General features: G+C 59.1%; 20 protein-coding genes. 3 read left to right on the plus strand and 17 right to left on the minus strand.

The genetic code is table 11. The annotated features are described in order from the left end of the window. Positions 1-88: 88 nt before the first annotated feature. The 17 genes from accA to rpsB form a co-directional block, all read right to left on the minus strand. Complete coding sequence (accA, locus tag ACJ8IM_RS20860; RefSeq protein WP_004931972.1) at positions 89-1,048, minus strand: acetyl-CoA carboxylase carboxyl transferase subunit alpha; 960 nt, start codon at positions 1,046-1,048, stop codon at positions 89-91. A 12-nt stretch (positions 1,049-1,060) separates the two neighbouring features. Beyond that, positions 1,061-4,549: a DNA polymerase III subunit alpha gene (dnaE, locus tag ACJ8IM_RS20865; protein WP_048321892.1), complete on the minus strand. Its 3,489-nt coding sequence runs from the start codon at positions 4,547-4,549 to the stop codon at positions 1,061-1,063. Between the two features lie 82 nt (positions 4,550-4,631). After that, positions 4,632-5,225: a ribonuclease HII gene (gene rnhB / locus ACJ8IM_RS20870; protein WP_033654126.1), complete on the minus strand. Its 594-nt coding sequence runs from the start codon at positions 5,223-5,225 to the stop codon at positions 4,632-4,634. Then, positions 5,222-6,370, minus strand: a complete 1,149-nt coding sequence (gene lpxB, locus ACJ8IM_RS20875; RefSeq protein WP_033654125.1) for a lipid-A-disaccharide synthase — start codon at positions 6,368-6,370, stop codon at positions 5,222-5,224. The genes rnhB and lpxB overlap by 4 nt, the downstream gene beginning before the upstream one ends. A gap of 3 nt (positions 6,371-6,373) precedes the next feature. Next, a complete protein-coding gene (gene lpxA / locus ACJ8IM_RS20880; protein ID WP_033654124.1) occupies positions 6,374-7,162 on the minus strand; it encodes an acyl-ACP--UDP-N-acetylglucosamine O-acyltransferase in 789 nt (262 codons plus the stop codon). A 3-nt stretch (positions 7,163-7,165) separates the two neighbouring features. After that, positions 7,166-7,621 (minus strand): 3-hydroxyacyl-ACP dehydratase FabZ, encoded by a 456-nt coding sequence (fabZ, locus tag ACJ8IM_RS20885; RefSeq protein ID WP_004931962.1) that lies wholly within the window; start codon positions 7,619-7,621, stop codon positions 7,166-7,168. A 160-nt stretch (positions 7,622-7,781) separates the two neighbouring features. Then, positions 7,782-8,804, minus strand: a complete 1,023-nt coding sequence (gene lpxD, locus ACJ8IM_RS20890) for a UDP-3-O-(3-hydroxymyristoyl)glucosamine N-acyltransferase (protein ID WP_033635735.1) — start codon at positions 8,802-8,804, stop codon at positions 7,782-7,784. Between the two features lie 3 nt (positions 8,805-8,807). Next, the gene (gene skp / locus ACJ8IM_RS20895) at positions 8,808-9,305 is read right to left on the minus strand and encodes a molecular chaperone Skp (protein WP_004931958.1); all 498 of its coding nucleotides are present in this window, start codon (positions 9,303-9,305) and stop codon (positions 8,808-8,810) included. Positions 9,306-9,461: 156 nt separating this feature from the next. Continuing rightward, positions 9,462-11,888, minus strand: coding sequence for an outer membrane protein assembly factor BamA (gene bamA / locus ACJ8IM_RS20900; RefSeq protein ID WP_033635736.1), 2,427 nt, complete (start codon positions 11,886-11,888; stop codon positions 9,462-9,464). Between the two features lie 35 nt (positions 11,889-11,923). Continuing rightward, positions 11,924-13,279 (minus strand): sigma E protease regulator RseP, encoded by a 1,356-nt coding sequence (gene rseP, locus ACJ8IM_RS20905; RefSeq protein ID WP_033654137.1) that lies wholly within the window; start codon positions 13,277-13,279, stop codon positions 11,924-11,926. A gap of 27 nt (positions 13,280-13,306) precedes the next feature. Continuing rightward, a complete protein-coding gene (gene cdsA, locus ACJ8IM_RS20910) occupies positions 13,307-14,149 on the minus strand; it encodes a phosphatidate cytidylyltransferase (protein ID WP_033644875.1) in 843 nt (280 codons plus the stop codon). Between the two features lie 9 nt (positions 14,150-14,158). Next, on the minus strand, positions 14,159-14,917 hold the full coding sequence (gene ispU, locus ACJ8IM_RS20915) for a (2E,6E)-farnesyl-diphosphate-specific ditrans,polycis-undecaprenyl-diphosphate synthase (protein ID WP_033635737.1): 759 nt from the start codon (positions 14,915-14,917) through the stop codon (positions 14,159-14,161). 277 nt (positions 14,918-15,194) lie between these two features. Then, positions 15,195-16,391: a 1-deoxy-D-xylulose-5-phosphate reductoisomerase gene (gene ispC / locus ACJ8IM_RS20920; protein ID WP_101455638.1), complete on the minus strand. Its 1,197-nt coding sequence runs from the start codon at positions 16,389-16,391 to the stop codon at positions 15,195-15,197. 156 nt (positions 16,392-16,547) lie between these two features. Continuing rightward, complete coding sequence (frr, locus tag ACJ8IM_RS20925; protein ID WP_004931943.1) at positions 16,548-17,105, minus strand: ribosome recycling factor; 558 nt, start codon at positions 17,103-17,105, stop codon at positions 16,548-16,550. A 119-nt stretch (positions 17,106-17,224) separates the two neighbouring features. Further along, on the minus strand, positions 17,225-17,950 hold the full coding sequence (pyrH, locus tag ACJ8IM_RS20930) for a UMP kinase (protein WP_004931940.1): 726 nt from the start codon (positions 17,948-17,950) through the stop codon (positions 17,225-17,227). A gap of 148 nt (positions 17,951-18,098) precedes the next feature. After that, positions 18,099-18,950, minus strand: a complete 852-nt coding sequence (tsf, locus tag ACJ8IM_RS20935; RefSeq protein WP_033654122.1) for a translation elongation factor Ts — start codon at positions 18,948-18,950, stop codon at positions 18,099-18,101. 129 nt (positions 18,951-19,079) lie between these two features. Continuing rightward, complete coding sequence (rpsB, locus tag ACJ8IM_RS20940) at positions 19,080-19,805, minus strand: 30S ribosomal protein S2 (RefSeq protein ID WP_016929891.1); 726 nt, start codon at positions 19,803-19,805, stop codon at positions 19,080-19,082. A gap of 345 nt (positions 19,806-20,150) precedes the next feature. Between rpsB and map the strand changes: the two genes are divergently transcribed. The 3 genes from map (at position 20,151) to dapD (ending at position 24,549) form a co-directional block, all read left to right on the plus strand. Next, on the plus strand, positions 20,151-20,945 hold the full coding sequence (gene map, locus ACJ8IM_RS20945) for a type I methionyl aminopeptidase (RefSeq protein WP_004931936.1): 795 nt from the start codon (positions 20,151-20,153) through the stop codon (positions 20,943-20,945). Positions 20,946-21,018: 73 nt separating this feature from the next. Further along, complete coding sequence (gene glnD, locus ACJ8IM_RS20950) at positions 21,019-23,682, plus strand: bifunctional uridylyltransferase/uridylyl-removing protein GlnD (protein WP_033654136.1); 2,664 nt, start codon at positions 21,019-21,021, stop codon at positions 23,680-23,682. A gap of 42 nt (positions 23,683-23,724) precedes the next feature. Further along, positions 23,725-24,549, plus strand: coding sequence for a 2,3,4,5-tetrahydropyridine-2,6-dicarboxylate N-succinyltransferase (gene dapD, locus ACJ8IM_RS20955; RefSeq protein WP_004931932.1), 825 nt, complete (start codon positions 23,725-23,727; stop codon positions 24,547-24,549). Positions 24,550-24,610 lie beyond the last annotated feature (61 nt).

The raw sequence follows: 24,610 nt of genomic DNA on the forward strand, positions 1-24,610 counted from the left end.
CCAAGTCTCTATAACACCACGAAAATCCGGTGGTGTGTAGCCAAAAAAAAACCGCCCGGAGGCGGTTTCTTGCAGCGAAGAACAGAACTCAGCAGTAGCCGTAGTTCATCAGACGCTGGTAGCGGCGGTTGAGCAACTCTTCGTCGTTCAGGCCGTCCAGATCTTTCAGATCGGCCAGCAGCTGCGCTTTCAGCGCGGCGGCCATCGCCGGCACGTCGCGGTGCGCGGAACCCAGCGGCTCCGGGATCACCGAGTCGATCAGCTTCAGCTCTTTCAGGCGCGGCGCGGTGATGCCCATCGCTTCTGCGGCCAGCGGCGCCTTATCGGCGCTCTTCCACAGGATGGAGGCACAGCCTTCCGGCGAAATCACCGAGTAGGTGCTGTACTGCAGCATGTTCACCTTATCGCCCACGCCGATCGCCAGCGCGCCGCCGGAGCCGCCTTCACCGATGACGGTGCAGATGACCGGCACGTTCAGGCGCGACATCTCACGCAGGTTGCGCGCGATGGCTTCGGACTGGCCGCGCTCTTCCGCGCCCACGCCCGGATAAGCGCCCGGGGTATCGATAAAGGTGATGATCGGCATCTTGAAGCGCGCGGCCATTTCCATCAGGCGCAGCGCCTTGCGGTAGCCTTCCGGCGCCGGCATGCCGAAGTTGCGGCGGATCTTCTCTTTGGTTTCACGGCCTTTCTGGTGCCCGATGATCATCACCGGGCGGCCATCCAGGCGCGCAATACCGCCGACGATCGCTTTGTCGTCGGCGTAAGCGCGATCGCCCGCCAACTCTTCGAAGTCGGTAAAGATGTGTTTGATATAATCCAGGGTATAAGGACGGCGCGGGTGGCGTGCCAATTGGGCAATCTGCCAGGCCCCAAGATCGGCAAAAATCTTGCGCGTCAGCTCAACGCTCTTTTCACGCAGGCGCTGAACCTCTTCGTCCAGATTAATATCTAATTTTTCGTCTTGACGGCTGACTGCAGTCAGCGAGTCAATTTTCGCTTCCAGCTCTGCAATCGGCTGTTCAAAATCAAGAAAATTCAGACTCATAGCATTCCTATTTTAGTCAAATTCCAAGTCCACCTGCTCATTGCCTACCAACGTCCGCAAGTCGATCAACAAGCGGTCGGTGGGCGTCACGCGCCAGGTTGCGCCAAAACGCAGCTTGGCTCGCGCATCTTCCCGTTGATAGTAGAGATGCACTGGAATCGTCCCCGAGCGATGGGGTTCCAACGACTGACGGAGACGGTTCAAAAGCTGGTCATCAATTTGCCTGTCAGTCAGCGAGATAGCAAGCCCGCGAGCGTATTTTTCCCGGGCTTCACTGATGTCCATTACCTCGCGGGCCATCATTTTAAGCCCGCCGCTAAAGTCATCAAAGCTGACCTGTCCACTGGCGATAAGGATACGGTCTTTTTCCAACAAATGCTGGTATTTTTCTAACGCTTCGGTGAATAACATCACTTCCAGGCGGCCCGAACGGTCATCCAATGTACAGATGCCGATGCGGTTGCCGCGCTTGGTCACCATCACCCGCGCGGCGACCACCAGCCCGACGGCGGTGGTCATTTTGCCCCGATCCGTCGGGTGCATGTCTTTCAAACGCTGGCCACCGGCGTAACGTTCGATCTCCTTCAGGTACTGGGTGATCGGGTGGCCGGTCAGGTACAGCCCCAGCGTCTCCCGTTCACCGTCCAGCACCACCTGCTCCGGCCAGGGCGCGATATTGGCGTAGGATTGCTCCACCTGCTCCGGCGCTTCCGCCAGCACGCCAAACATATCCACCTGGCCGATCGCTTCGGCTTTCGCATGCTGATCCGCCGCTTTCAACGCGTCGCCGAGCGAATTCATCAGCGCGGCGCGGTGCGGCCCGAGGCGATCGAACGCGCCGGACATGATCAGTTTTTCCAGAATGCGGCGGTTCAGTTTCTTGATGTCTGAGCGCGCGCAGAGATCGAACAGGTCTTTGAAGTAACCCTGCTCGCCGCTGTTGCGCGCCTCGATGATGGCTTCGATCGGCCCTTCCCCCACGCCCTTGATGGCGCCGATGCCGTAAACGATCTCGCCGTCGTCGTTGACGTGGAAGTGATACAGGCCGCTGTTGATGTCCGGCGGCAGGATCTTCAGCCCCATGCGCCAGCATTCGTCCACCAGCCCCACCACCTTATCGGTGTTGTCCATATCGGCGGTCATCACCGCCGCCATAAACTCGGCCGGGTAGTGCGCTTTCAGCCACAGCGTCTGATACGACACCAGCGCATAGGCGGCGGAGTGCGATTTGTTGAAGCCGTATCCGGCGAATTTCTCCACCAGGTCGAAGATTTTCACCGACAGTTCGCCGTCGATGCCGCGCGCTTTGGCGCCATCTTCAAAGCCGCCGCGCTGCTTGGCCATCTCGACCGGGTTCTTTTTACCCATCGCACGGCGCAGCATGTCCGCGCCGCCCAGCGTATAGCCCGCCAGCACCTGGGCAATCTGCATCACCTGTTCCTGATACAGGATGATGCCATAGGTGGGTTCCAGCACCGGCTTGAGCGACTCGTGCTGCCACTGGATGTCCGGGTAGGAGATCTCTTCGCGGCCGTGCTTGCGGTCGATGAAGTTATCCACCATCCCCGACTGCAGCGGCCCCGGACGGAACAGCGCCACCAGTGCGATCATGTCTTCGAAGCAGTCGGGCTTCAGACGTTTGATCAGATCTTTCATGCCGCGCGATTCAAGCTGGAACACCGCCGTGGTTTCCGAGCGCTGCAGCATGTCGAAGCTTTTCTTGTCGTCGAGCGGAATGGCGGCGATGTCGATCGGCTCCAGCCCGGTTTTGGCGCGCCGAGCGTTGATCATCTCCAGCGCCCAGTCGATGATGGTCAGGGTGCGCAGACCGAGGAAGTCGAACTTCACCAGCCCGGCGTATTCCACGTCGTTCTTATCGAACTGGGTCACCGGGTGCTGCCCTTCGGCGTCGCAGTACAGCGGCGCGAAGTCGGTGATTTTGGTCGGCGCTATCACCACGCCCCCGGCGTGTTTACCGGCGTTACGCGTCACCCCTTCCAGCTTGCGCGCCATGTCGATCAGCGCCTTGACCTCTTCGTCTGCCTCGTAAATTTCCGGCAGCTGCGGTTCGGCAGCGAAGGCTTTTTCCAGCGTCATGCCCGGATCCGGCGGCACCAGCTTGGAGATGCGATCGACGAAGCCGTACGGGTGCCCCAGCACGCGGCCCACGTCGCGGATAACCGCTTTCGCCGCCATGGTGCCGAAGGTGATGATCTGCGATACCGCTTCGCGGCCGTACATCTCCGCCACGTGCTCAATTACCTGGTCGCGCTTCTCCATGCAGAAGTCGACGTCGAAGTCGGGCATCGAGACACGTTCCGGGTTCAGGAAGCGTTCGAACAGCAGGTCGAACTCCAGCGGATCGAGGTCGGTGATTTTCAACGCATAGGCCACCAGTGAACCGGCGCCAGAACCGCGCCCCGGCCCCACCGGCACGTTGTTGTCCTTCGACCACTGGATAAACTCCATCACGATCAGGAAGTAGCCGGGGAACCCCATCTGGTTGATCACCTTCAGCTCGACGTCCAGACGCTCGTCGTATTCCGGGCGGCGCTGCGCGCGCACTTCAGGATCGGGGAACAGGAACTCGAGACGCTCTTCCAGCCCCTCTTTCGATTTGAGTACCAGGAAGTCCTCGGTGCTCATGTCGCCGGTCGGGAACTGCGGCAGGAAGTATTCGCCGAGGCGAATGGTGACGTTGCAGCGCTTGGCGATTTCGACGCTGTTCAGCAGCGCTTCGGGGATGTCGGCGAATAGCTCGCACATCTCGTCTTCGCTGCGCATGTATTGCTGCGGGCTGTAGTTGCGCGGCCGCTTGGGATCGTCCAGCGTAAAGCCGTCGTGGATGGCGACGCGAATTTCATGGGCGTCGAAGTCATCTTCCACCAGGAAGCGCACGTCGTTGGTGGCCACCACCGGCAAACCGCGCTCGGTGGCCAGCGCCACCGCCGCATGCAGGTAGTTCTCTTCGTCCGGGCGGCCGGTGCGGATCAGTTCCAGATAGTAACAGTCCGGGAAGTGCTGCTGGTAGAAGTCCAGACACTGATCCACCTGCGCCTGGTTGCCGCGCAGCAGAAACTTGCCGACGTCGCCCTGACGCGCGCCGGAGAGCAGAATCAGCCCTTCGCGATGTTCAATCAGCCAGTCGCGATCGATGATCGGGCCGGCGGCGCCGTAGCCGCGCTGATAGGCGCGGGAAATCAGCAGCGTCAGGTTCTGGTAGCCTTCGTTGTTGCTGGCCAGCACCGTCAGCTGAGCCAGCTCGTCGCCCAGCTCTTCGCTTTGCACATGGAAATCCGCGCCGATGATCGGTTTGATCCCGGCGCCGTGCGCGCTGCCGTAGAACTTCACCAGCCCGCACAGGTTGGTGAAATCGGTGATTGCCAGAGCAGGCATGGCTAACGCGGCGGCTCTTTTCACCAGCGGCGCCGTCTTGGCCAATCCATCAATCATGGAGTAGTCACTGTGGACGCGCAGGTGAATAAAACGAGGTTCGGCCATCTCCAGATACCTGATTGAAGGGGCTCAGCAGGCTGAGCCCGGGTTAATGCTATCGTCGAGCCTGGTCAACCAGGCCCGCAGACTACAGCGCCAGCGCCCTTTTCACCGGCGCGAAGCTGCGGCGGTGATGCTCGGTGGCACCCAGCGCGGCCAGCCGCTCCAGGTGGAGGGCGGTCGGGTAGCCTTTATGCTGCGCGAAACCGTAGTCCGGGAACTCGCTGTCCAGCTCGGCCATTTCACGATCGCGCGTGACCTTTGCCAGAATGGAGGCCGCGCTGATCTCCGCCACGCGGCTGTCGCCCTTCACCACCGCCTGCGAACGCATCGGCAGCTTCGGGCAACGGTTACCGTCGATTAAAACCATGTCCGGCGCGATATGCAACCCGGCCACCGCGCGCTGCATCGCCAGCATGGTGGCGTGCAAAATGTTCAGCTGGTCGATTTCCGCCGGCTCGGCGCGCCCCAGGCTCCAGGAGAGCGCCTTGGCGACGATTTCGTCATACAACGCCAGGCGGCGTTTTTCACTGAGTTTCTTGGAATCCGCCAGCCCGACGATCGGCTGCGCCGGATCGAGGATCACGGCGGCGGTAACCACCGCGCCAACCAACGGGCCGCGGCCCACTTCGTCCACACCGGCAATCAGCGTGGCAGCGGGATAGATAAAGGGTTCAATCATGCTTTCGCCAGCTCCAACACAGCCTGAGCGGCCTGTTCGTCCGCACCGCAACGGATGCTTTGGTGCAAAGTAAGGAAAGTCTGTTTCAGCGCTTCAGTTTGCGGGCTCTCTTCAAGCAGCGGCATCACGGCGGCAGCCAGTTTGTCCGGCACGCAGTCATGCTGCAGCAGCTCGGTGACGATCTCGCGCCCCGCCAGCAGATTCGGCAGCGAAACGTAAGGCGTTTTCACCAGCTTCTGCGCCAGCCAGAAAGTGAACGGCTTCATGCGATAGCCCACCACCATCGGGCACTTGGCCAGCATGCACTCCAGCGCCGCCGTGCCGGACGCCAGCAGCGCCGCGTCGCTGGCAATCATCGCCTCGCGCCCCTGGCCGTTCAGCAGGTGTACGGTCAGGTCCGGCGCCACTTCCGCCTTGATGCGCTCAAACTGCTCGCGCCGTTTGGCGTTAACCAGCGGCACCACCACTTCAAGCTCGGGATAACGCGTGCGCAGCAGCTGCGCTGTTTTGAGGAAGTCGGCGCTCAGCATCTCGACTTCGGCGCCGCGGCTGCCCGGCAACAAGGCCAGACAGCGCGCCTGCGGATCGATGCCAAGCTGAGCGCGCGCCGCCAGCCGATCGGGCTGCAACGGCATGGCGTCCGCCATGGTGTGACCGATAAACCGGCAGGGCACGTTGAAACGATCGTAAAACGCTTTTTCGAAAGGGAGAAAGGCCAACACCAGATCGGTGGCTTTGCCAATTTTGAAAACGCGCTTTTGCCGCCAGGCCCACACGGAAGGGCTGACGTAGTGAATGGTACGGATGCCGCGCTGCTTGAGGCGGCCTTCCAGCGTGATGTTGAAGTCCGGCGCGTCGATGCCGACAAACACGTCCGGCCGCAGCTCGCCGAAGCGGCGGGTAAGATCCTTGCGGATCTTCAACAGGCGTGGCAAACGCTCGAGCACTTCCACCACGCCCATTACCGCGAGCTCTTCCATTTCGTACCAGGCTTCACAGCCTTCGGCCTGCATCAGCGGGCCGGCGACGCCAACAAAATGCGCGTCGGGGATCTGCGCCTTGAGCGCGCGGATCAAACCGGCGCCGAGAATGTCACCGGAGGTTTCTCCGGCGACCAATCCGATAGTCAATGGACGATTCGACATAACTCAGCGAATAATACCGCGGGTGGAACGGGTAAAGAAATCGAGGTATTGCTGCACCACCGGCTGTTCTTTGGCCAGGGCTTCGATTTCCGCTTTCGCTTCATCCAGCGTTTTCTCGCTGCGATACAGGATCTTGTAGGCGTTGCGGATCGCCTGCATTTCATCCTTGTCAAAACCGCGACGCTTCAGGCCGACCGCGTTGACGCCGAACGGCGTCGCGTGGTTACCCTGAGCGATGACGAAGGGAGGCACGTCCTGAGCGACGCCGGAACAACCGCCTACCATCACATGCGCGCCGATAATGCAGAACTGGTGGATCGCCGTCATGCCGCCGATGATGGCGTGATCGTCGATTTCCACATGCCCCGCCAGCGTGACGTTGTTGGCCAGCACGCAAGCGTTGCCGACCACGCAGTCGTGGGCGACGTGCACGTTGACCATCAGCAGGTTGTCATTGCCCACTTTGGTCAGGCCGGTGCCCTGCGCGGTGCCGCGGTGAATGGTCACGCTTTCGCGGATGCGGTTGCGATCGCCCACTTCAACGCGCGTCGGTTCGCCCGCGTATTTCAGATCCTGGTTCACTTCACCGATGGAAGCGAACTGATAAATCTGGTTATCGCAGCCAATCTTGGTAATGCCGTTCACCACCACGTGGGATTTCAGCACCGTGCCGGCGCCGATTTCCACCTGGGAGCCGACGTAGCAGAAAGGGCCGATATGCACGTTGGCGCCGATCACGGCGCCTTCTTCGACTATCGCGCTAGGATGGATAAAGGCGGTTTGGTCAATCACGGATTAAGCCTCCCGGCTGCGGGCACACATCATGGTTGCTTCGCAGACAATTTTACCGTCAACGGTCGCCACGCCTTTGAAGCGAGTCAGGCCGCGGCGAGTTTTCTCGAAGGTGACTTCCATGACCATCTGATCGCCTGGCACCACAGGGCGTTTGAAGCGTGCTTCGTCGATACCGGCGAAGTAATACAGCTCGCCCGGCTCCAGTTTGCCGACGCTTTTAAACGCCAGGATACCGGTGGCCTGCGCCATGGCTTCCAGAATCAATACGCCTGGGAAAATCGGTTTGCCAGGGAAGTGGCCCTGGAAAAACGGTTCGTTCACCGATACGTTCTTCACCGCACGCAGATATTTGTGCTCTTCAAACTCGAGGACGCGGTCGACCAGCAAGAACGGGTAACGGTGAGGAAGCAGATCCAAAATTTCTGCAATATCCAGAGTATGAGTGTCAGTAGTCAAAATACTCTTCCTGTCTCTAAAAACTGATGGCATCAACAACACGGCCTGCGCTGACCCCAAAAGGAGATCATCATGCAGGCCGCAAATTAACATCTCTTTGCGCTTTTGGTCTCACGACCAACGCGTTTCGTTTTGTACCCGCGAAGGCGGGCGGCAATGATTAGTCTTTTCCGACTTTACGTTCGACAGCTTTCAAGCGTTTGCTGATCTCATCGATATTCATCACCAACGCAGCGGTTTTACGCCAAACCTTGTTAGGCTGCAACGGAATGCCCGAAGAGTATACCCCAGGTTCGGTGATTGGTCGCATAACCATTCCCATTCCGGTAACAACAACCTTGTCGGCAATTTCCATGTGACCGTTGATCACGCTGGCACCGCCGATCTGGCAGTAGCGGCCGATTTTCAGGCTGCCGGCCATGATCACACCGCCGGCGACGGCGGTATTGTCGCCAATCACGACGTTATGTGCAATCTGGCATTGGTTGTCGATGATAACACCATTCCCGATTTGGGTGTTATCCAAAGCGCCGCGGTCGATGGTGGTGCAGGCGCCGATTTCGACGCGATCGCCGATAATCACCGTGCCCAACTGAGGGATTTTGATCCACTCGCCGCGCTCGTTCGCATAGCCGAAACCGTCCGCGCCGATCACGGTGCCGGACTGGATCAGGCAGCGCTGGCCGATTTCAACCGCATGATAAATCGTGACGTTCGCCCACAGACGCGTTCCCGCGCCGATGCGCGCGTGTTTGCCGATGAAGCAGCCCGGGCCGATAACCACGTTATCGCCAAGCACCGCACCCGACTCAATCACCGCGTTCGCCCCAATGGCGACGTTCTGCCCCAGTTGCGCTTCAGGCGAGACAACTGCGCTTGGCGCAATATCCTGCGCCGGCGCCGGCGTGGTGTCCATCAGCTGCGCCATGCGCGCGTAGGTCAGGTAAGGGTTTTTAACCACCAGCGCCGCAGTACGGCAGTGTGGTAAATCCGCTTCGGTAAGCACCACGGCGCTTGCCTGGCAGGAAGACAGCTGCTCTTGATAGCGGCTGTTTGACAAAAACGTGATTTGGCCAGGCTGTGCCGAATGCATAGAAGCAATGCCGGTGATGACGAGATCGCCATCACCGTGCAATTGTGCATCCAACTGCTGCGCTAAATCAGCCAGTCGAATTGAAAGCATGTGTTATTTAACCTGTTTCAGCACGTCAGCAGTGATATCTTTGGAAGAGTCTGCATAGGCAACGGCGTTGGCGTCGATCACCACGTCATAACCGCCTTTGCTGGCGACAGATTTCACAGCGTCCTGAATGCGGCTCAGGATCTTGTTACGCTCTTCCATCTGGCGACGACGGTTGTCCTGCTCGAAAGCCTGGGCTTTCTGAGAGAACTGCTCGCGCTGCGCCATCACGTCTTTTTCCAACTTGCTGCGATCGCTGGCTTTCATGGTAGCGCCGTCACGCTGCAGACGTTGCATTTTGGTCTGCAGGCTACGTTCCATGTTCTGGAGTTCGCTTGCACGGCCTTTAAACTCGTTTTCCAGCTGTTTAGCGACCGCTTCGCGGGCCGGCAGCTGTTGGAAAATGCTGGAGACGTTAACGACAGCGATCTTATCTGCTGCCTGAACGCCAGCTGAAGCAGCCATTGCTAAACCGAGGCCTGCGGCACACAACCACTTTTTCACTATAAACTCCTTACCATCACCCATTTGTGTCATATGACACTGAAGTACACAATTTGCCAGACTTATCCCACCAAACAATGAGAATCATCTCCCTCTGCCGGCGGGCGCCTGGCCATTGCGATTCTTAATAACTTTTATGCCCAGAGGCGAGACCCGTTACCAGGTCTTACCGATGTTAAACTGGAACTGTTCGGACTTGTCGCCTTCGTATTTCTTGATCGGGTTGGCGTAAGAGAACACCAATGGCCCCAGCGGCGACATCCACTGCAGCGCGATACCGGCGGAAGAACGAATATTGCTGGCCTTGCTGTAGTCCGGCACGCCGTACATCAGCGTTTCGTTGGTATTCTTCCACTTGGTATCCCACACGGTACCGGCATCGATGAACAGCGACGTCCGCACTGAGTTGGCGTATTTCTCGCTGATGAACGGCGTCGGGGTGATCAGCTCCAGGCTGGCGACCGCCATGGCGTTACCGCCCACCGCGTCATCCGAGCTACAGATGTTCTGACGCGTGGTCGTGCTGCCGGCGTTGAACTGACACTGGTACGAGTTGGAATTGTAGTACACCGCCTTCGGACCAATGGTGTTGGACTGGAAGCCACGCACGGTGCTAGAACCACCGGCGTAGAAGTTCTCGTAGAACGGCATTTCCTTGCCGCCCAAGCCATCCGCGTAACCCAGACGGCCACGGCCCAACAGCACCCAGGTGCGATCGTCGTTGATCGGCACGTACTGTACGCTGTCCAGCGTCACCTTGTAGTATTCGTTGTCCGAGCCCGGAATGGTGACCTTGCCGTTCAACGTGGTGCGGTTACCCGACGTCGGGAAGTAGCCGCGGTCCAGGTTGTTGTAGGTCCAACCCAGGTTCAACGTAAAGTCGTCCGTCGAGTAGCTGGCGCGGTCGGTCTTGTTCGCATCCACGCCCATCGAGTCGAGGTAACGCCACATGGCGATCTGCGGCTGCATGTTCGACAGGCCGTTGTGGACGTAGCCCAGGCCGGTACGCAACGAGTTGTTTTCGTTGATCGGGAAGCCCAGCGTGCCGTCGATACCGTAACTCTTGTTGGTATAGTCCGACAGATCCGCGTCATCCGCCTTAAAGTCGTTGTAGAAGATGCGGCCGCCCAGGCTCACACCGTCAACGGTGAAGTACGGGTTGGTGACCGACAGTTCCGTATAAGTCTGGTAGTCGTTCTTGGTGCCGCTGATGCCCACCGAGTAGCCGGTACCCAACCAGTTATCCTGCTGCACGCCCGCCTGGAAGCTGACACCGCTCTCGGTGCCGTAACCGACGCCGAAGTTGAAGGTACCGGTGTTGCGCTCTTTCACCTTGTAGGTGACGTCGACCTGATCGGCGGTGCCCGGCACGCGCTGGGTTTCCACGTCAACCGTTTCGAAGTAGCCCAGACGGTTCAGACGCTCCTTGCCCTGCTCGACCTGCTCGTTGCCGAGCCAGGCGCCTTCCATCTGGCGCATTTCGCGACGCAGTACGGAATCCTTGCTGGTGTCGTTGCCTTCGAACTTGATGCGACGCACGTAGAAGCGGTTGCCCGCGTCGACGTTGACGTGCAGTTTGACGGTTTTATCCGCGTCGTTGATCTCAGGCTGAGTGCCGACGCGCGGGTAGGCGTAACCATAACGGCCCAACATCGTTTTGATGTTGTCTTCCATTTTGGTCACCTTGCTGCCGTTGTACAGCTCGCCCGGTTCGATTTTGGTGATCTGAGCGACTTCCGCCGAGTGGCCGGCCAGGTTGCCGTTCACTACAACATCGGAAAGCTTGTACTGATCGCCTTCGGTGATGTTGATGGTGATGTAGATGCCTTTTTTATCCGGCGTCAGGCTCACCTGGGTAGAATCGATGTTGAAGCGGGCATAGCCGCGATCCAGATAGAAGCTGCGCAGGGTTTCGAGATCGCCCGCCAGTTTCTGCTTCTGGTATTTGCGATCGCCAACCAGGTTCCACCACGGCACTTCGTCACGCAGCTGGAAGCGCGAGATCAGTTCGTCGTTGGTGAAGGCATGGTTGCCGACGATATTGATTTGTTGAATCTTGGCGGAGACCCCTTCCGTGAACACCAGTTTCAGGTCGACACGGTTGCGCGGCAGCGGCGTGACTACGGCTTTCACCGAGGCGCTGTATTTACCGACGCTGTAGTAGAAGTCTTCCAGCCCTTTTTCAATGCTGGAGATCGTGGTGCGGTCGAGCGCCTCGCCCACCCGGACGCCGGAGGCTTCCAGGTTCTGCTTGAGCATGTCATCCTTCACCGACTTGTTGCCGGAGAAAGTGATGCTGGCGATGGTAGGACGTTCCTTCACCTGCACGATCAAGGTATTACCATCGCGCAGTACGCGCACGTCCTCGAAGTTGCCGGTGGCAAACAAGGCACGGATGGTATTACTGATGTCATCGTCAGTGACGGTATCGCCGACGCGAACCGGCATGTTGAGTAACGCCGCACCGACGGCGACTCGCTGCAGGCCTTCGAAATGAATATCTTTCACTACGAACCCGTCTGCACCGTATACGGTGGCGCTGCCAAACAGCAGCGACGCTATGAGCAACTTTTTCATCGCCATCGTTGTTATGCGTTCTTCCTAACCTATCCCCGCCCCTAGAGGCGGGAAAAATCATTGAAAAGTGCAAGACCCATCAACAACACCAGCACGATCGAACCTATGCGGTAGCTGTAGTCCTGTACTCGCTCGGAAACCGGCCCACCCTTCAGCTTTTCTATCGCCAGGAAGAGGAGATGCCCACCATCTAACACCGGTAATGGGAACAGGTTGATGATACCCAGGTTGACGCTAATCAACGCCAGGAACATCAGATAATACACGAACCCGACTCCGGCTGACGCCCCTGCTCCCTGTGCAATCGAGATCGGGCCACTCAGGTTGTTCAGCTTTACATCACCGGTTATTAATTTGCCCAGCATGTTGACCGTCAGCCGCATCAGCTGCCAGGTCTTGTCGCCGGCCTGATACAGCGCCGGGAACGGTCCATACTGGCGAATCGTTTTATACTCGTCCGGCAGCGGCAGCACCTTTGGAATGATGCCTGCAAACCCCACCGATTTGTCTTTTCCCACCGGCTTTGTATCCGGTATCAGCGTCAAAGACAAGGGGGCGCCGTTTCTTTCAATCTCCAAAGCCAGCGGTTGCCCCGGGCCATCGTGGATACGCTTCACCAGCGTCTGCCAACGACCCAACGGCTGACCATCGACTTTAACGATCCTGTCCCCCGCTTGTAAACCCGCCTTTTGCGCCGCCGAGTTAGGCTGCACTTCCGCCAACACGGATTCTATCTGCGGGCCGCGCGGCATAATGCCCAACGCGACAACGGGATCCTGCTTGTCCGGTTCAAAGTTCCACTGGCGCAAATCCAGGGTTTTGGTCACCACCTGCGAAGAGCCGAACGGCGCGACGCCGACTTCGGTTTGCGCATCGCCAATCTTCGCCACCAGCGCCAGACGAACTGACTCCCAATCAGGCGTTTCGATACCGTCAACCGACTTTAGTTCCATGCCAGACGAAATTTCGGCCTTGGCGGCGATGGATTGCGGCGCGATTTCGCCGATCACCGGACGGAAACTCGGCACGCCGATGATGAACACCAGCCAATAGGCAAGGATAGCAAACAGGAAGTTGGCGATGGGGCCGGCGCTGATGATGGCCGCGCGCTGCCAGACGGTTTTGTTGTTGAAGGCCTGATGGCGCATTTCCGGCGCCACCGACTCCACGCGCTCGTCCAGCATCTTCACGTAGCCGCCGAGCGGAATCAAGGCGATGACGTACTCGGTGCCCTGGCGATCGATGCGGCGCCACAGCGCCCGGCCGAAGCCGATGGAGAAGCGTTCAACGCGCACGCCGCAACGGCGGGCAACCCAAAAGTGTCCGAACTCGTGCACGGTGATCAAAATACCGAGCGCAATCAGAAACGCCACCAGGTTCCAAAGCACGCTGACCATCATCCCTCACTTTCCGTCATCGACGGATTAAAACACCAACAGCATCAGGCAGGCAAACACCGGCACCGCCGCGGTCAGGCTGTCGATACGATCCAGTATGCCGCCGTGACCGGGGATCAAGTGACCGCTGTCCTTGATGCCCGCTTCGCGTTTGAACATGCTTTCGGTCAAATCGCCCAGCACCGAAGCCAGCGCGGCGATCACCGAACAGGCCAACAGCGTGGTCGGCACCACGTTCAGCGGCGCGTAGCGGCCGAACAGCCAGGAAATGACCGCCGACGTCAGCAGCCCGCCAATCAGCCCTTCCCAGGTTTTACCCGGAGAGACCTTCGGCGCCAGCTTATGCTTGCCGAACAGCTTGCCGAACATATAGGCGCCGGAATCCGCGCCCCACACCAGCAGCATCACGTACAGCAGCCACCAGGCGCCGGTAAACGGGTTTTGCTCGTAGCCGAACTGGCGCAGCGCCAGCATGCCCCAGAAGAACGGCACGATGGTCAGCAGGCCGAACAGCAGGCGCAGCGGGCGCGAATTGCGCCAGATGGCGGCCGAGCCGGGGTAGAACAGCACCAGCAGCAGCGCCGCCAGCCACCAGGCCAGCGACAGCCACAGCGAGCCGCTTATCTGCGGCACGGATTGATGGTAAGCGGGAACGCTGAGCATCATCAGCGCCAGCAGAAAACCGCACAGTATCGCCAGCCAGATGCGCTGCGAACGGGAGGTAAAACCGGCCAGTTGGCCCCACTCCCAGGCTGCTAACATGCACACGACGAGCGTTACCAGAGCAAAGGCCAGCGGCGGCAACAGGAACAGCGCCGCGATAACGATCGGGATTAAAATCAGAGCAGTTATGAGGCGATACTTCAGCAAAAGTTCTCCCTAGGACGCATCGGCGCCGATAGGTGTTGTTCCCCCGAAGCGGCGCTCACGTTGTGCAAATGCATTCAGCGCACCTTCAAAGACAAGTTCATCGAAATCAGGCCAGAGCACATCAGTAAAGTAAAGTTCAGCATAGGCGATTTGCCACAGCAGGAAGTTACTGATGCGATGCTCGCCACCGGTGCGGATAACCAGATCCACCGGCGCCAGGTCGCTCATGCAAACCCGCTCGTTCAATAATTCCTCGCTGATCTGATCCGGGTGCAACTCCCCCACCCGTACCCGTTCGGCCAGTTCCCTTACTCCCTGAATGATATCCCAACGGCCACCGTAGTTGGCAGCGATATTGAGCGTCAGGCCATCGTTATTTTCCGTCAGTGCTTCAGAGCGGCGGATCCGCTCCTGCAAACGCGAGCTGAAGCGGCTGATATCGCCGATCACCCGCAGCCTGACGTTATGTTTATGCAGGCTTTTTACTTCACTATCCAGAGCACGGACAAAAAGCTCCATCAGGGCGGAGACTTCCTGCACCGGACGGTTCCAGTTTTCGCTGCTGAAGGCATAAAGCGTGAGCGCATCTAAATGGTGGCTGGCGGCAAAACTGACCGCGCGGCGAACCGATTTCACCCCTGCTTTATGACCGAAGACACGTAACTTGCCCTGACGTTTGGCCCAGCGTCCGTTACCGTCCATGATAATGGCGACATGGCGCGGCCCCGGGGAAGATGGATTAGCCTCTTGTTGGTTTGCGGACGACATAACTCGTACTTATTTCCTCAATAGAAATATAACTGCCTTTCCGGAACATCAGGCCCTTACGCGCAAAAAAAGCCGTGTGCCCGACACGGCTTTCAGCCAGCCCTCGCGATGCCCGGCGCAGCCGGGCCGCCATTGGCGCACAAGGCGCCAATCAGGCCATAATTCAACGGTATAACCGCTGACAGGTGGCGCAGACTATACCACCTCAGCGGGGCATGAACAAACGGCCCCGCTGCGGCACGCGTGAATTACGAGCAAAATCGGATAATCGCCGTCCTCAACCGCGCAACGCGCGAACGCGCTCCTCGGCGGCGGCGCGCGCCTGGCGGTCAATGTCTAAGACCGCTTCGATGCTGGTCGGTTCCTGCAGCGCGAGGCGCTCCACCACCTGGCGGTTGACCGCCGCAATGTCGGTGAAGCGAATCTGCTGCTGCAAAAATGCCGCCACGGCGATTTCGTTGGCCGCGTTCAGCGCAGTGGTCGCCGCCTGGCCGGCATCGAACGCTTCAATCGCCAAATACAGGCAAGGATAACGCTCGTGCTCCGGTTCGGCGAAGGTCAACGAACCGATGCGACAGAAGTCCAGCGCCTCCACGCCGGAGTTCACGCGCTGCGGATACGCCATCGCGTGGGCGATCGGCGTGCGCATATCCGGCGTACCCAGCTGCGCCAGCACGCTGCCGTCGGCATAGCGCACCATCGAGTGAATCACCGACTGCGGATGCAGGATCACTTCCATTTGCTCGGCCGAGGCGTTAAACAGCCAGCGGGCCTCAATGTATTCCAGACCTTTGTTCATCATGGTGGCGGAATCCACCGAGATCTTGCGCCCCATCGACCAGTTCGGGTGGGCGCAGGCTTGATCCGGGGTCATCGCGGCGAACTGCTCCAGCGGCGTGGTGCGGAACGGGCCGCCGGAGCCGGTAAGCACGATGCGCGAAACACCATGACTGTCCAGGGAAGAGTATCCCAACTGACGCTGAATGCTCTCAGGCAAACTCTGAAAAATCGCGTTGTGCTCGCTGTCGAGCGGCAGCAACTGCGCCTGGCTTTGCCGCACCGCATCCATAAACAGACGGCCGCAGGTGACCAGCGACTCTTTGTTGGCCAGCAGCACCTGCTTGCCTGCGCGGATCGCCGCCAGCGTCGGCAACAGCCCCGCGGCGCCGACGATGGCCGCCGTCACTTGATCGACGTCGTCCAACGCCGCCAGTTCGCAGGCCGCTTGCTCCCCGGCCAATACCTCGGTAGCGACGCCGTTTTCCGCCAGAATGGCGCGCAGCTCGCGCGCGGCGCTTTCATCCGCCATCGCGGCGAAGGCGGGCCGAAATTCCATGCATTGCTGCGCCATGACCGCGACGTTGCGGCCGGCCACCAGCGCTTTGATCGCAAAAAGGTCGGGATTTGCCCTGACCACGGCCAGGGTGCTGGTCCCTACCGAGCCGGTCGAGCCAAGAATGGTCAGTTGCTTCATGAGTTCACTCTGAATAACTGTCTGATGAGATCGGAGGTGTTCCAGTGTGGAACCTTGGACACCGCTTGTCCATGATCTTTCAGTACGATGAAACGGGATCTGCGCCACAAAAAACAAAGCGCCGCCCAGGCGACGCTTTTTTCTGCGCGATGCTGATTAGAAATCCATCAGCTCTTTTTCTTTCTCCGCCAGCGCGGCGTCGACCAGCTTGATGTAAGCGTCGGTCATTTTCTGAATCTCGTCTTGTGAACGACGTTCTTCGTCTTCGCTGATCTCTTTGTCTTTCAGCAGCGCCTTGACCTTGTCGTTGGCGTCGCGACGCACGTTACGCACCGCTACGCGGCCCTGCTCGGCTTCGCCGCGCACGATCTTGATCAGATCCTTACGGCGTTCTTCGGTCAGCGGAGGCAGCGGAACGCGAATGTCAGAACCGGCGGAAGACGGGTTGAGGCCCAGATCGGAGCTCATGATCGCTTTCTCAACGGCCTGGCTCAGGCTGCGGTCGAACACGTTGATTTTCAGCGTGCGGGAGTCTTCCACGGTCACGTTGGCCAGCTGGCGCAGCGGCGTAGCGGCGCCGTAGTATTCCACCATGATGCCGTCCAGAATGCTTGGAGAAGCGCGGCCGGTGCGGATCTTGCTGATTTGGTTTTTGAATGCTTCTACGCTTTTTTCCATGCGTGAATCAGCATCTTTTCTGATTTCATTAGTCACGTTGCAAACCCTTGGAAGCTGGTTACTTGGCAGGCGATACTCAAGTATAGCCCGTAATCGTACTCGGAGAGCGCGCGGCGCATGGCGTCACGCGCACCGAAAAAGGGGTGTGAACAGCCTTATTTGCTGATCAGCGTACCTTCGTTCTCACCCATCACCACGCGGCGCAGCGCGCCAGGCTTGTTCATGTTGAACACGCGGATCGGCAGACCGTGATCGCGGGCCAGCGTAAACGCCGCCAGATCCATCACTTTCAGCTCGCGCTCCAGCACGTCCTGATAGGTTAATTGTTCATACAGCGTCGCATCCGGGTTTTTCACCGGATCGGCGGAGTATACGCCATCCACTTTGGTGGCTTTCAGCACCACGTCCGCTTCGATCTCGATGCCGCGCAGGCAAGCGGCGGAATCGGTGGTGAAGAACGGGTTGCCGGTACCGGCGGAGAAGATCACCACGCGGTTGTTGCGCAGCAGGCTGATAGCCTCTGCCCAACTGTAATTGTCACACACACCGTTCAGCGGGATCGCCGACATCAGGCGGGCGTTCACATAGGCACGGTGCAGTGCATCACGCATAGCCAGGCCGTTCATCACGGTAGCCAGCATTCCCATGTGGTCGCCCACTACGCGGTTCATGCCGGCTTGCGCCAGGCCCGCGCCGCGGAACAGGTTCCCGCCGCCAATAACTACACCGACCTGAATTCCCAGTTCGACCAGCTCTTTCACTTCCTGAGCCATGCGATCCAAAACGCTGGCGTCGATACCAAAACCTTCTGCACCTTGCAGGGCTTCGCCACTCAGTTTAAGCAGAATACGCTGATATACGGGTTTTGCATTGGTTGCCATGGTGTTCTGTCCTAAGAAGCAGTATTAGTATTGGGGATTTCAGCCGATGAAACGCGCCTGAGGTGAGCATCACGCTGCAGGGCCTGCCACCGGTGTAATTCTGGCTGGATAGTATGGAACCGCCAGACGGCGGTTCCATCGACAGTCATTAAGACTGTTTGCTCATCGCGGCAACTTCAGCAGCGAAGTCGGTTTCGACTTTCTCGATGCCTTCGCCCACTTCGAAGCGAATGAAGTTGGTCACGTCAGCGTTGTGCTCTTTCAGCACCTGAGCAACGGATTTGCTCGGATCAATAACGAAAGGCTGACCGGTCAGAGAAACTTCGCCGGTGAATTTCTTCATGCGGCCTTCAACCATTTTCTCTGCGATTTCTTTCGGCTTGCCGGACTGCATGGCGATGTCCAGCTGAACCTGGTACTCTTTTTCTACCACTTCAGCAGACACGTCTTCCGGCTTAACGAACTCTGGCTTGCTTGCCGCAATGTGCATTGCGATTTGCTTAACCAGCTCTTCGTCAGCGCCTTTAGCCGCAACCAGAACGCCGATACGCGCGCCATGCAGGTAGCTGCCCAGCACTTCGCCTTCCAGGGAAGCAACGCGACGAATGTTGATGTTTTCGCCGATTTTTGCCACCAGCGCTACGCGCTCTTCTTCGAACTGTGCTTTCAGCACGTCAACGTCAGTGATTTTGCCGGCCATGGCCGCATCCAGCACTTTGTCGGCGAACGCCTGGAAACCGGCGTCTTTCGCTACGAAGTCAGTCTGGCAGTTAACTTCCAGAATGATGCCGTAGTTGCCTTCGATCTTGGTTTTGATCACGCCGTCAGCAGCTACGTTGCCTGCTTTTTTAGCGGCTTTGATCGCACCGGACTTACGCATGTTTTCGATTGCCAGTTCGATGTCGCCGTTGGATTCAACCAGCGCCTTCTTGCAATCCATCATGCCAGCGCCGGTACGCTCGCGCAGTTCTTTTACCAGGGCAGCGGTAATATCAGCCATTTATTTTTCCTCGGTTATCTCGCGTGGAGACAGTTCTCATTCAGATAAGCAAAGGGGGCCTTAACAGGCCCCCCTAACCAACATATGTCAATACCTGGTTAATAAGGGCTCAGTGACGAGCTTGCCTTATTATTCAGCTTCTACGAAGCCTTCTTCCGCCTGAACGGCCAGATCTTGAGAACGACCTTCACGCACAGCGGCAGCAACGGCAGTCAGGTACAGGTTTACTGCACGGATTGCGTCGTCGTTACCAGGGATGATGAAGTCAACGCCGTCTGGGTTGGAGTTGGTATCAACGATAGAGAATACCGGGATACCCAGGTTGTTGGCTTCTTTGATCGCGATGTGCTCGTGATCGGCATCGATAACGAACAGTGCGTCTGGCAGACCGCCCATATCTTTGATACCGCCCAGGGAGTTTTCCAGCTTGGCCAGTTCACGAGTGCGCATCAGCGCTTCTTTCTTGGTCAGCTTGTCCAGGGTGCCGTCTTGAGACTGGATTTCCAGATCTTTCAAACGCTTGATGGACTGACGAACGGTTTTCCAGTTAGTCAGCATGCCGCCCAACCAGCGGTGGTTCACGAAGAACTGGTCACAGCTGTTAGCAGCGTCTTTTACCGCTTCGCTTGCTGCGCGCTTGGTACCTACGAACAGGATCTTGCCTTTACGGGAAGAGATCTTGCTCAGTTCAGCCAGAGCGGCGTTGAACATTGGTACGGTCTGCTCCAGGTTGATGATGTGAACCTTGTTACGAGCGCCGAAGATGAAAGGCTTCATTTTCGGGTTCCAGTAACGGGTCTGGTGACCGAAGTGAACACCAGCCTTGAGCATGTCGCGCATGGAAACAGTTGCCATGATTAAACCTCTATAGATTAATTGGGGTTATGCCTCCACGTATCCCATAACGCCGACCCTGGCGGCGACAAGTCACCTCAGGGCACCCCGGCGGATGTGCCGATACGTGTGTGTTATTTACACAAAATGAGTGCAGTTAAAGTATTTTCGGCCAATTCCTGCCAGGTCACAAGAACCAAGTCGCGGATCGCCGGCGCGCTTTATACCATAAACCCGCCGCCGACACCAACTTTTGTTGCTTTGCGCCGGGCATCGGGAAATGAAATTTGGCAGCCCCCGGCCGGGCTGATACCATAAGTCACTGCTTCTTATTGTCGACGATAACGACACCTGCGGACGAATTTCATGGCAATCTCAATTAAAACACCTGATGACATCCAAAAAATGCGCGTGGCCGGCCGCCTGGCCGCCGAAGTGCTGGAAATCATCGAGCCGCACGTCAAACCTGGCGTGACCACCGGCGAGCTGGACCGTATCTGTCACGAGTACATCACCAACGAGCAGCAGGCTATTTCCGCCTGCCTCGGCTATCACGGCTTCCCGAAATCCGTGTGCATCTCGGTGAACGAAGTGGTGTGCCACGGCATCCCGAGCGACGACAAAACGCTGAAAGACGGCGACATCGTCAATATCGACGTGACCGTGATTAAAGACGGCTTCCACGGCGACACCTCAAAGATGTTCATCGTCGGCAAACCGACCATTCTGGGCGAGCGCCTGTGCCGCGTCACTCAGGAAAGCCTGTATCTGGCGCTGAAGATGGTCAAGCCGGGCATCCGCCTGCGCACCCTGGGCAAGGCTATCCAGCAATTCGTCGAGGCCGAGAAATTCTCCGTGGTGCGCGAGTACTGCGGCCACGGCATCGGCGAAGTGTTCCACGAAGAGCCGCAGGTGCTGCACTATGATGCCGACGACGGCGGCGTGGTGCTGCAGGCGGGCATGGCCTTCACCATCGAACCGATGGTCAACGCCGGCGACTACCGCATCCGCACCATGAAAGACGGCTGGACGGTAAAAACCAAAGATCGCAGCTTGTCGGCGCAGTATGAGCATACTATTGTGGTCACTGATAACGGCTGCGAGATAATGACGTTGCGCAAGGATGACACCATCCCCAACATCATTACGCACGAGATGTAAGCACCGCGGCGCACGCCGCGTGCAGAATATCACCAGGCCGGCTTTTGTCGGCCTTTTTTATGGGCTGCGCACTATGTCTGACAATCTCCTTCAACAAGCGGCCCCGGCCGTGCCGATGCCGCCCGCCTCCCCCAGCACCTACGGCGACGAAGAGCTCACCTGCCCGATGCTGAAACAGCGGCTGGAGCAGTTCCAGCTGTGGCTGGCGGCGGCGTTCGACGCCGGCTCCAGCGCCGAAAGCCTGGTGGCGGCGCGCAGCGACTTTATCGATCGCCTGCTGCGCCGGCTGTGGACGTTCTACGGCTTCGAAGATATCCCGGAAACGGCGCTGGTGGCGGTCGGCGGCTACGGCCGCGGCGAACTGCACCCGCTGTCGGACATCGACGTGCTGGTGCTCAGCCAGCGCCGGCTGACGGAACAGCAGTCGCAGCGGGTCGGCGAATTCATCACCCTGCTGTGGGATCTCAAGCTGGAAGTGGGCCATAGCGTGCGCACTCTGGAAGAGTGCCTGCTGGAAGGGTTGGCGGATCTGACCGTGGCCACCAACCTGATCGAATCGCGTATGATCTGCGGCGACGTCGCGCTGTTCCTGCAGATGCAAAAACATATCTTCAGCGACGGCTTCTGGCCTTCGCCGCAGTTTTTCCACGCCAAGATCAACGAGCAGCAGGAGCGCCATCAGCGCTACCACGGCACCAGCTATAACCTGGAGCCGGATATCAAAAGCAGCCCCGGCGGCCTGCGCGATATTCACACGCTGCTGTGGGTGGCGCGGCGCCACTTCGGCGCCACTTCGCTGGACGAAATGGTCGGCTTCGGTTTCCTCACCCAGGCCGAGCGCAACGAGCTGAACGAGTGCCAGAGCTTCCTGTGGCGCATCCGCTTTGCACTGCACCTGGTGCTGCCGCGTTACGACAACCGCCTGTTGTTCGATCGCCAGCTCAGCGTGGCGCAGCTGCTGCGCTATGAAGGCGAAGGCAACGAGCCGGTCGAGCGCATGATGAAAGACTTCTACCGCATGACGCGGCGCGTCAGCGAACTGAACCACATGCTGCTGCAGCTGTTCGACGAGGCCATTCTGGCGCTGGACGCCACCGAGAAGCCGCGCCCGCTGAACGACGATTTCCAGCTGCGCGGCGATCTGATCGACCTGCGCGACGAAACGCTGTTTATTCGTGAGCCGCAGGCCATCATGCGCATGTTCTACCTGATGGTGCGCAACCGCGAGATCAAGGGCATTTATTCCACCACCGTGCGCCAACTGCGTCACGCGCGCCGCCACCTGAAGCAGCCGCTGTGCACCATTCCGGAAGCGCGCGATCTGTTTATGGCCATCCTGCGCCATCCCGGCGCGGTGTCGCGCGCGCTGGTGCCGATGCACCGTCACAGCGTGCTGTGGGCCTATATGCCGCAGTGGGGCAAGATCGTCGGGCAGATGCAGTTCGACCTGTTCCACGCCTATACCGTCGATGAACACACCATCCGCGTGCTGCAGAAGCTGGAGAGTTTCGCCGACGACCAGACTCGGCCGCGCCATCCGCTGTGCGTGGAGCTGTATCCGCGCCTGCCGCACCCGGAACTGCTGCTGCTGGCGGCGTTGTTCCACGATATCGCCAAAGGGCGCGGCGGCGATCACTCGATCCTCGGCGCGGAAGACGTGGTGGAGTTCGCCGAACTTCACGGCCTCAACTCGCGTGAAACCCAGCTGGTGGCCTGGCTGGTGCGCTGCCACCTGCTGATGTCGGTCACCGCGCAGCGCCGCGATATCCAGGATCCGACGGTGATCCAGCACTTCAGCAGCGAAGTGCAGAGCGAAACCCGCCTGCGCTATCTGGTATGCCTGACGGTGGCCGACATCTGCGCCACCAACGAAACCCTGTGGAACAGCTGGAAACAGAGCCTGCTGCGCGAGCTGTATTTCGCCACCGAGAAGCAGCTGCGCCGCGGCATGCAAAACAGCCCGGATCTGCGCGAACGCGTGCGCCATCACCGCCTGCAGGCGCTGGCGCTGCTGCGCATGGACAACATCGACGAAGAGGCGCTGCACCGCATCTGGAGCCGCTGCCGAGCCGACTATTTCCTGCGCCACTCGCCGAATCAGCTGGCCTGGCACGCCCGCCACCTGCTGGCCCACGATTCCACCCAGCCACTGGTGCTGGTCAGCCGCCAGGCGACGCGCGGCGGCACCGAGATCTTTATCTGGAGCCCGGATCGCCCCTACCTGTTCGCCGCCGTCGCCGGGGAGATGGATCGCCGCAATCTGAGCGTGCATGACGCGCAGATCTTCACCAACCGCGACGGCATGGCGATGGACACCTTTATCGTGCTGGAGCCGGACGGCAGCCCGCTGGCGCAGGATCGCCACGCGGCGATCCGCCAGGCGCTGCTGCAGGCCATCACCCAGCGGGAGTATCAGCCGCCGCGCGTGCGCCGGCCCTCTTCCAAGCTGCGTCACTTCAGCGTGCCGACCGAGGTCACTTTCCTGCCGACCCATACCGACCGTCGCAGCTACCTGGAGCTGACCGCACTCGACCAGCCCGGCCTGCTGGCGCGGGTGGGCGAAGTGTTCGCCGACCTGGGGCTGTCGCTGCACGGCGCGCGCATTTCCACCATCGGCGAGCGGGTCGAGGACTTGTTTATCCTGGCCGACGGCGAGCGGCGCGCGCTCGACCAGGAAACGCGCAGAAAGTTGGAGCAACGGTTGACAGAGGCCCTCACCCCAAACGATAAAATGTGATACAAGTAACTTTTTACCGACAACATCAGGAAAGAGAACAGCATGCAGCAATTACAGAACGTTATTGAAAGCGCCTTCGAGCGCCGTGCGGACATCACCCCGGCGAACGTAGACACCGTAACGCGCGAAGCGGTAAACCAGGTGATCGGCCTGCTGGACAGCGGCGCCCTGCGCGTCGCCGAGAAGATCGACGGTCAATGGGTCACCCATCAGTGGCTGAAGAAAGCCGTGCTGCTCTCTTTCCGCATCAACGACAACAAGGTGATGGACGGCGCGGAAACCCGCTACTACGACAAGGTGCCGATGAAGTTCGCCGACTACGACGAAGCGCGCTTCCAGAAGGAAGGTTTCCGCGTCGTGCCGCCGGCCACCGTGCGCCAGGGCGCGTTCATCGCGCGCAACACCGTGCTGATGCCGTCTTACGTTAACATCGGCGCCTACGTCGACGAAGGCACCATGGTCGACACCTGGGCCACCGTCGGTTCTTGCGCGCAGATCGGCAAAAACGTTCACCTGTCCGGCGGCGTCGGCATCGGCGGCGTGCTGGAGCCGCTGCAGGCCAACCCGACCATCATCGAAGACAACTGCTTCATCGGCGCGCGCTCCGAAGTGGTGGAAGGCGTGATCGTGGAAGAAGGCTCGGTGATTTCGATGGGCGTGTACCTCGGCCAGAGCACCCGTATCTATGACCGCGAGACCGGCGAAATCCATTACGGCCGCGTGCCGGCGGGTTCGGTGGTGGTTTCCGGCAACCTGCCGTCGAAAGACGGTTCCTACAGCCTGTACTGCGCGGTGATCGTCAAGAAAGTCGACGCCAAAACGCGCGGTAAAGTCGGCATTAATGAGTTATTGCGCACTATCGACTAAATTGAAATAGCGGGTGATTCACCCGCTATTTTTTTGTCTGCGTTTCGCTGGCAGTCACAGT

It is taken from the genome of Serratia sp. CY33525 (genome assembly GCF_052169115.1).
Taxonomy (GTDB): domain Bacteria; phylum Pseudomonadota; class Gammaproteobacteria; order Enterobacterales; family Enterobacteriaceae; genus Serratia; species Serratia sarumanii.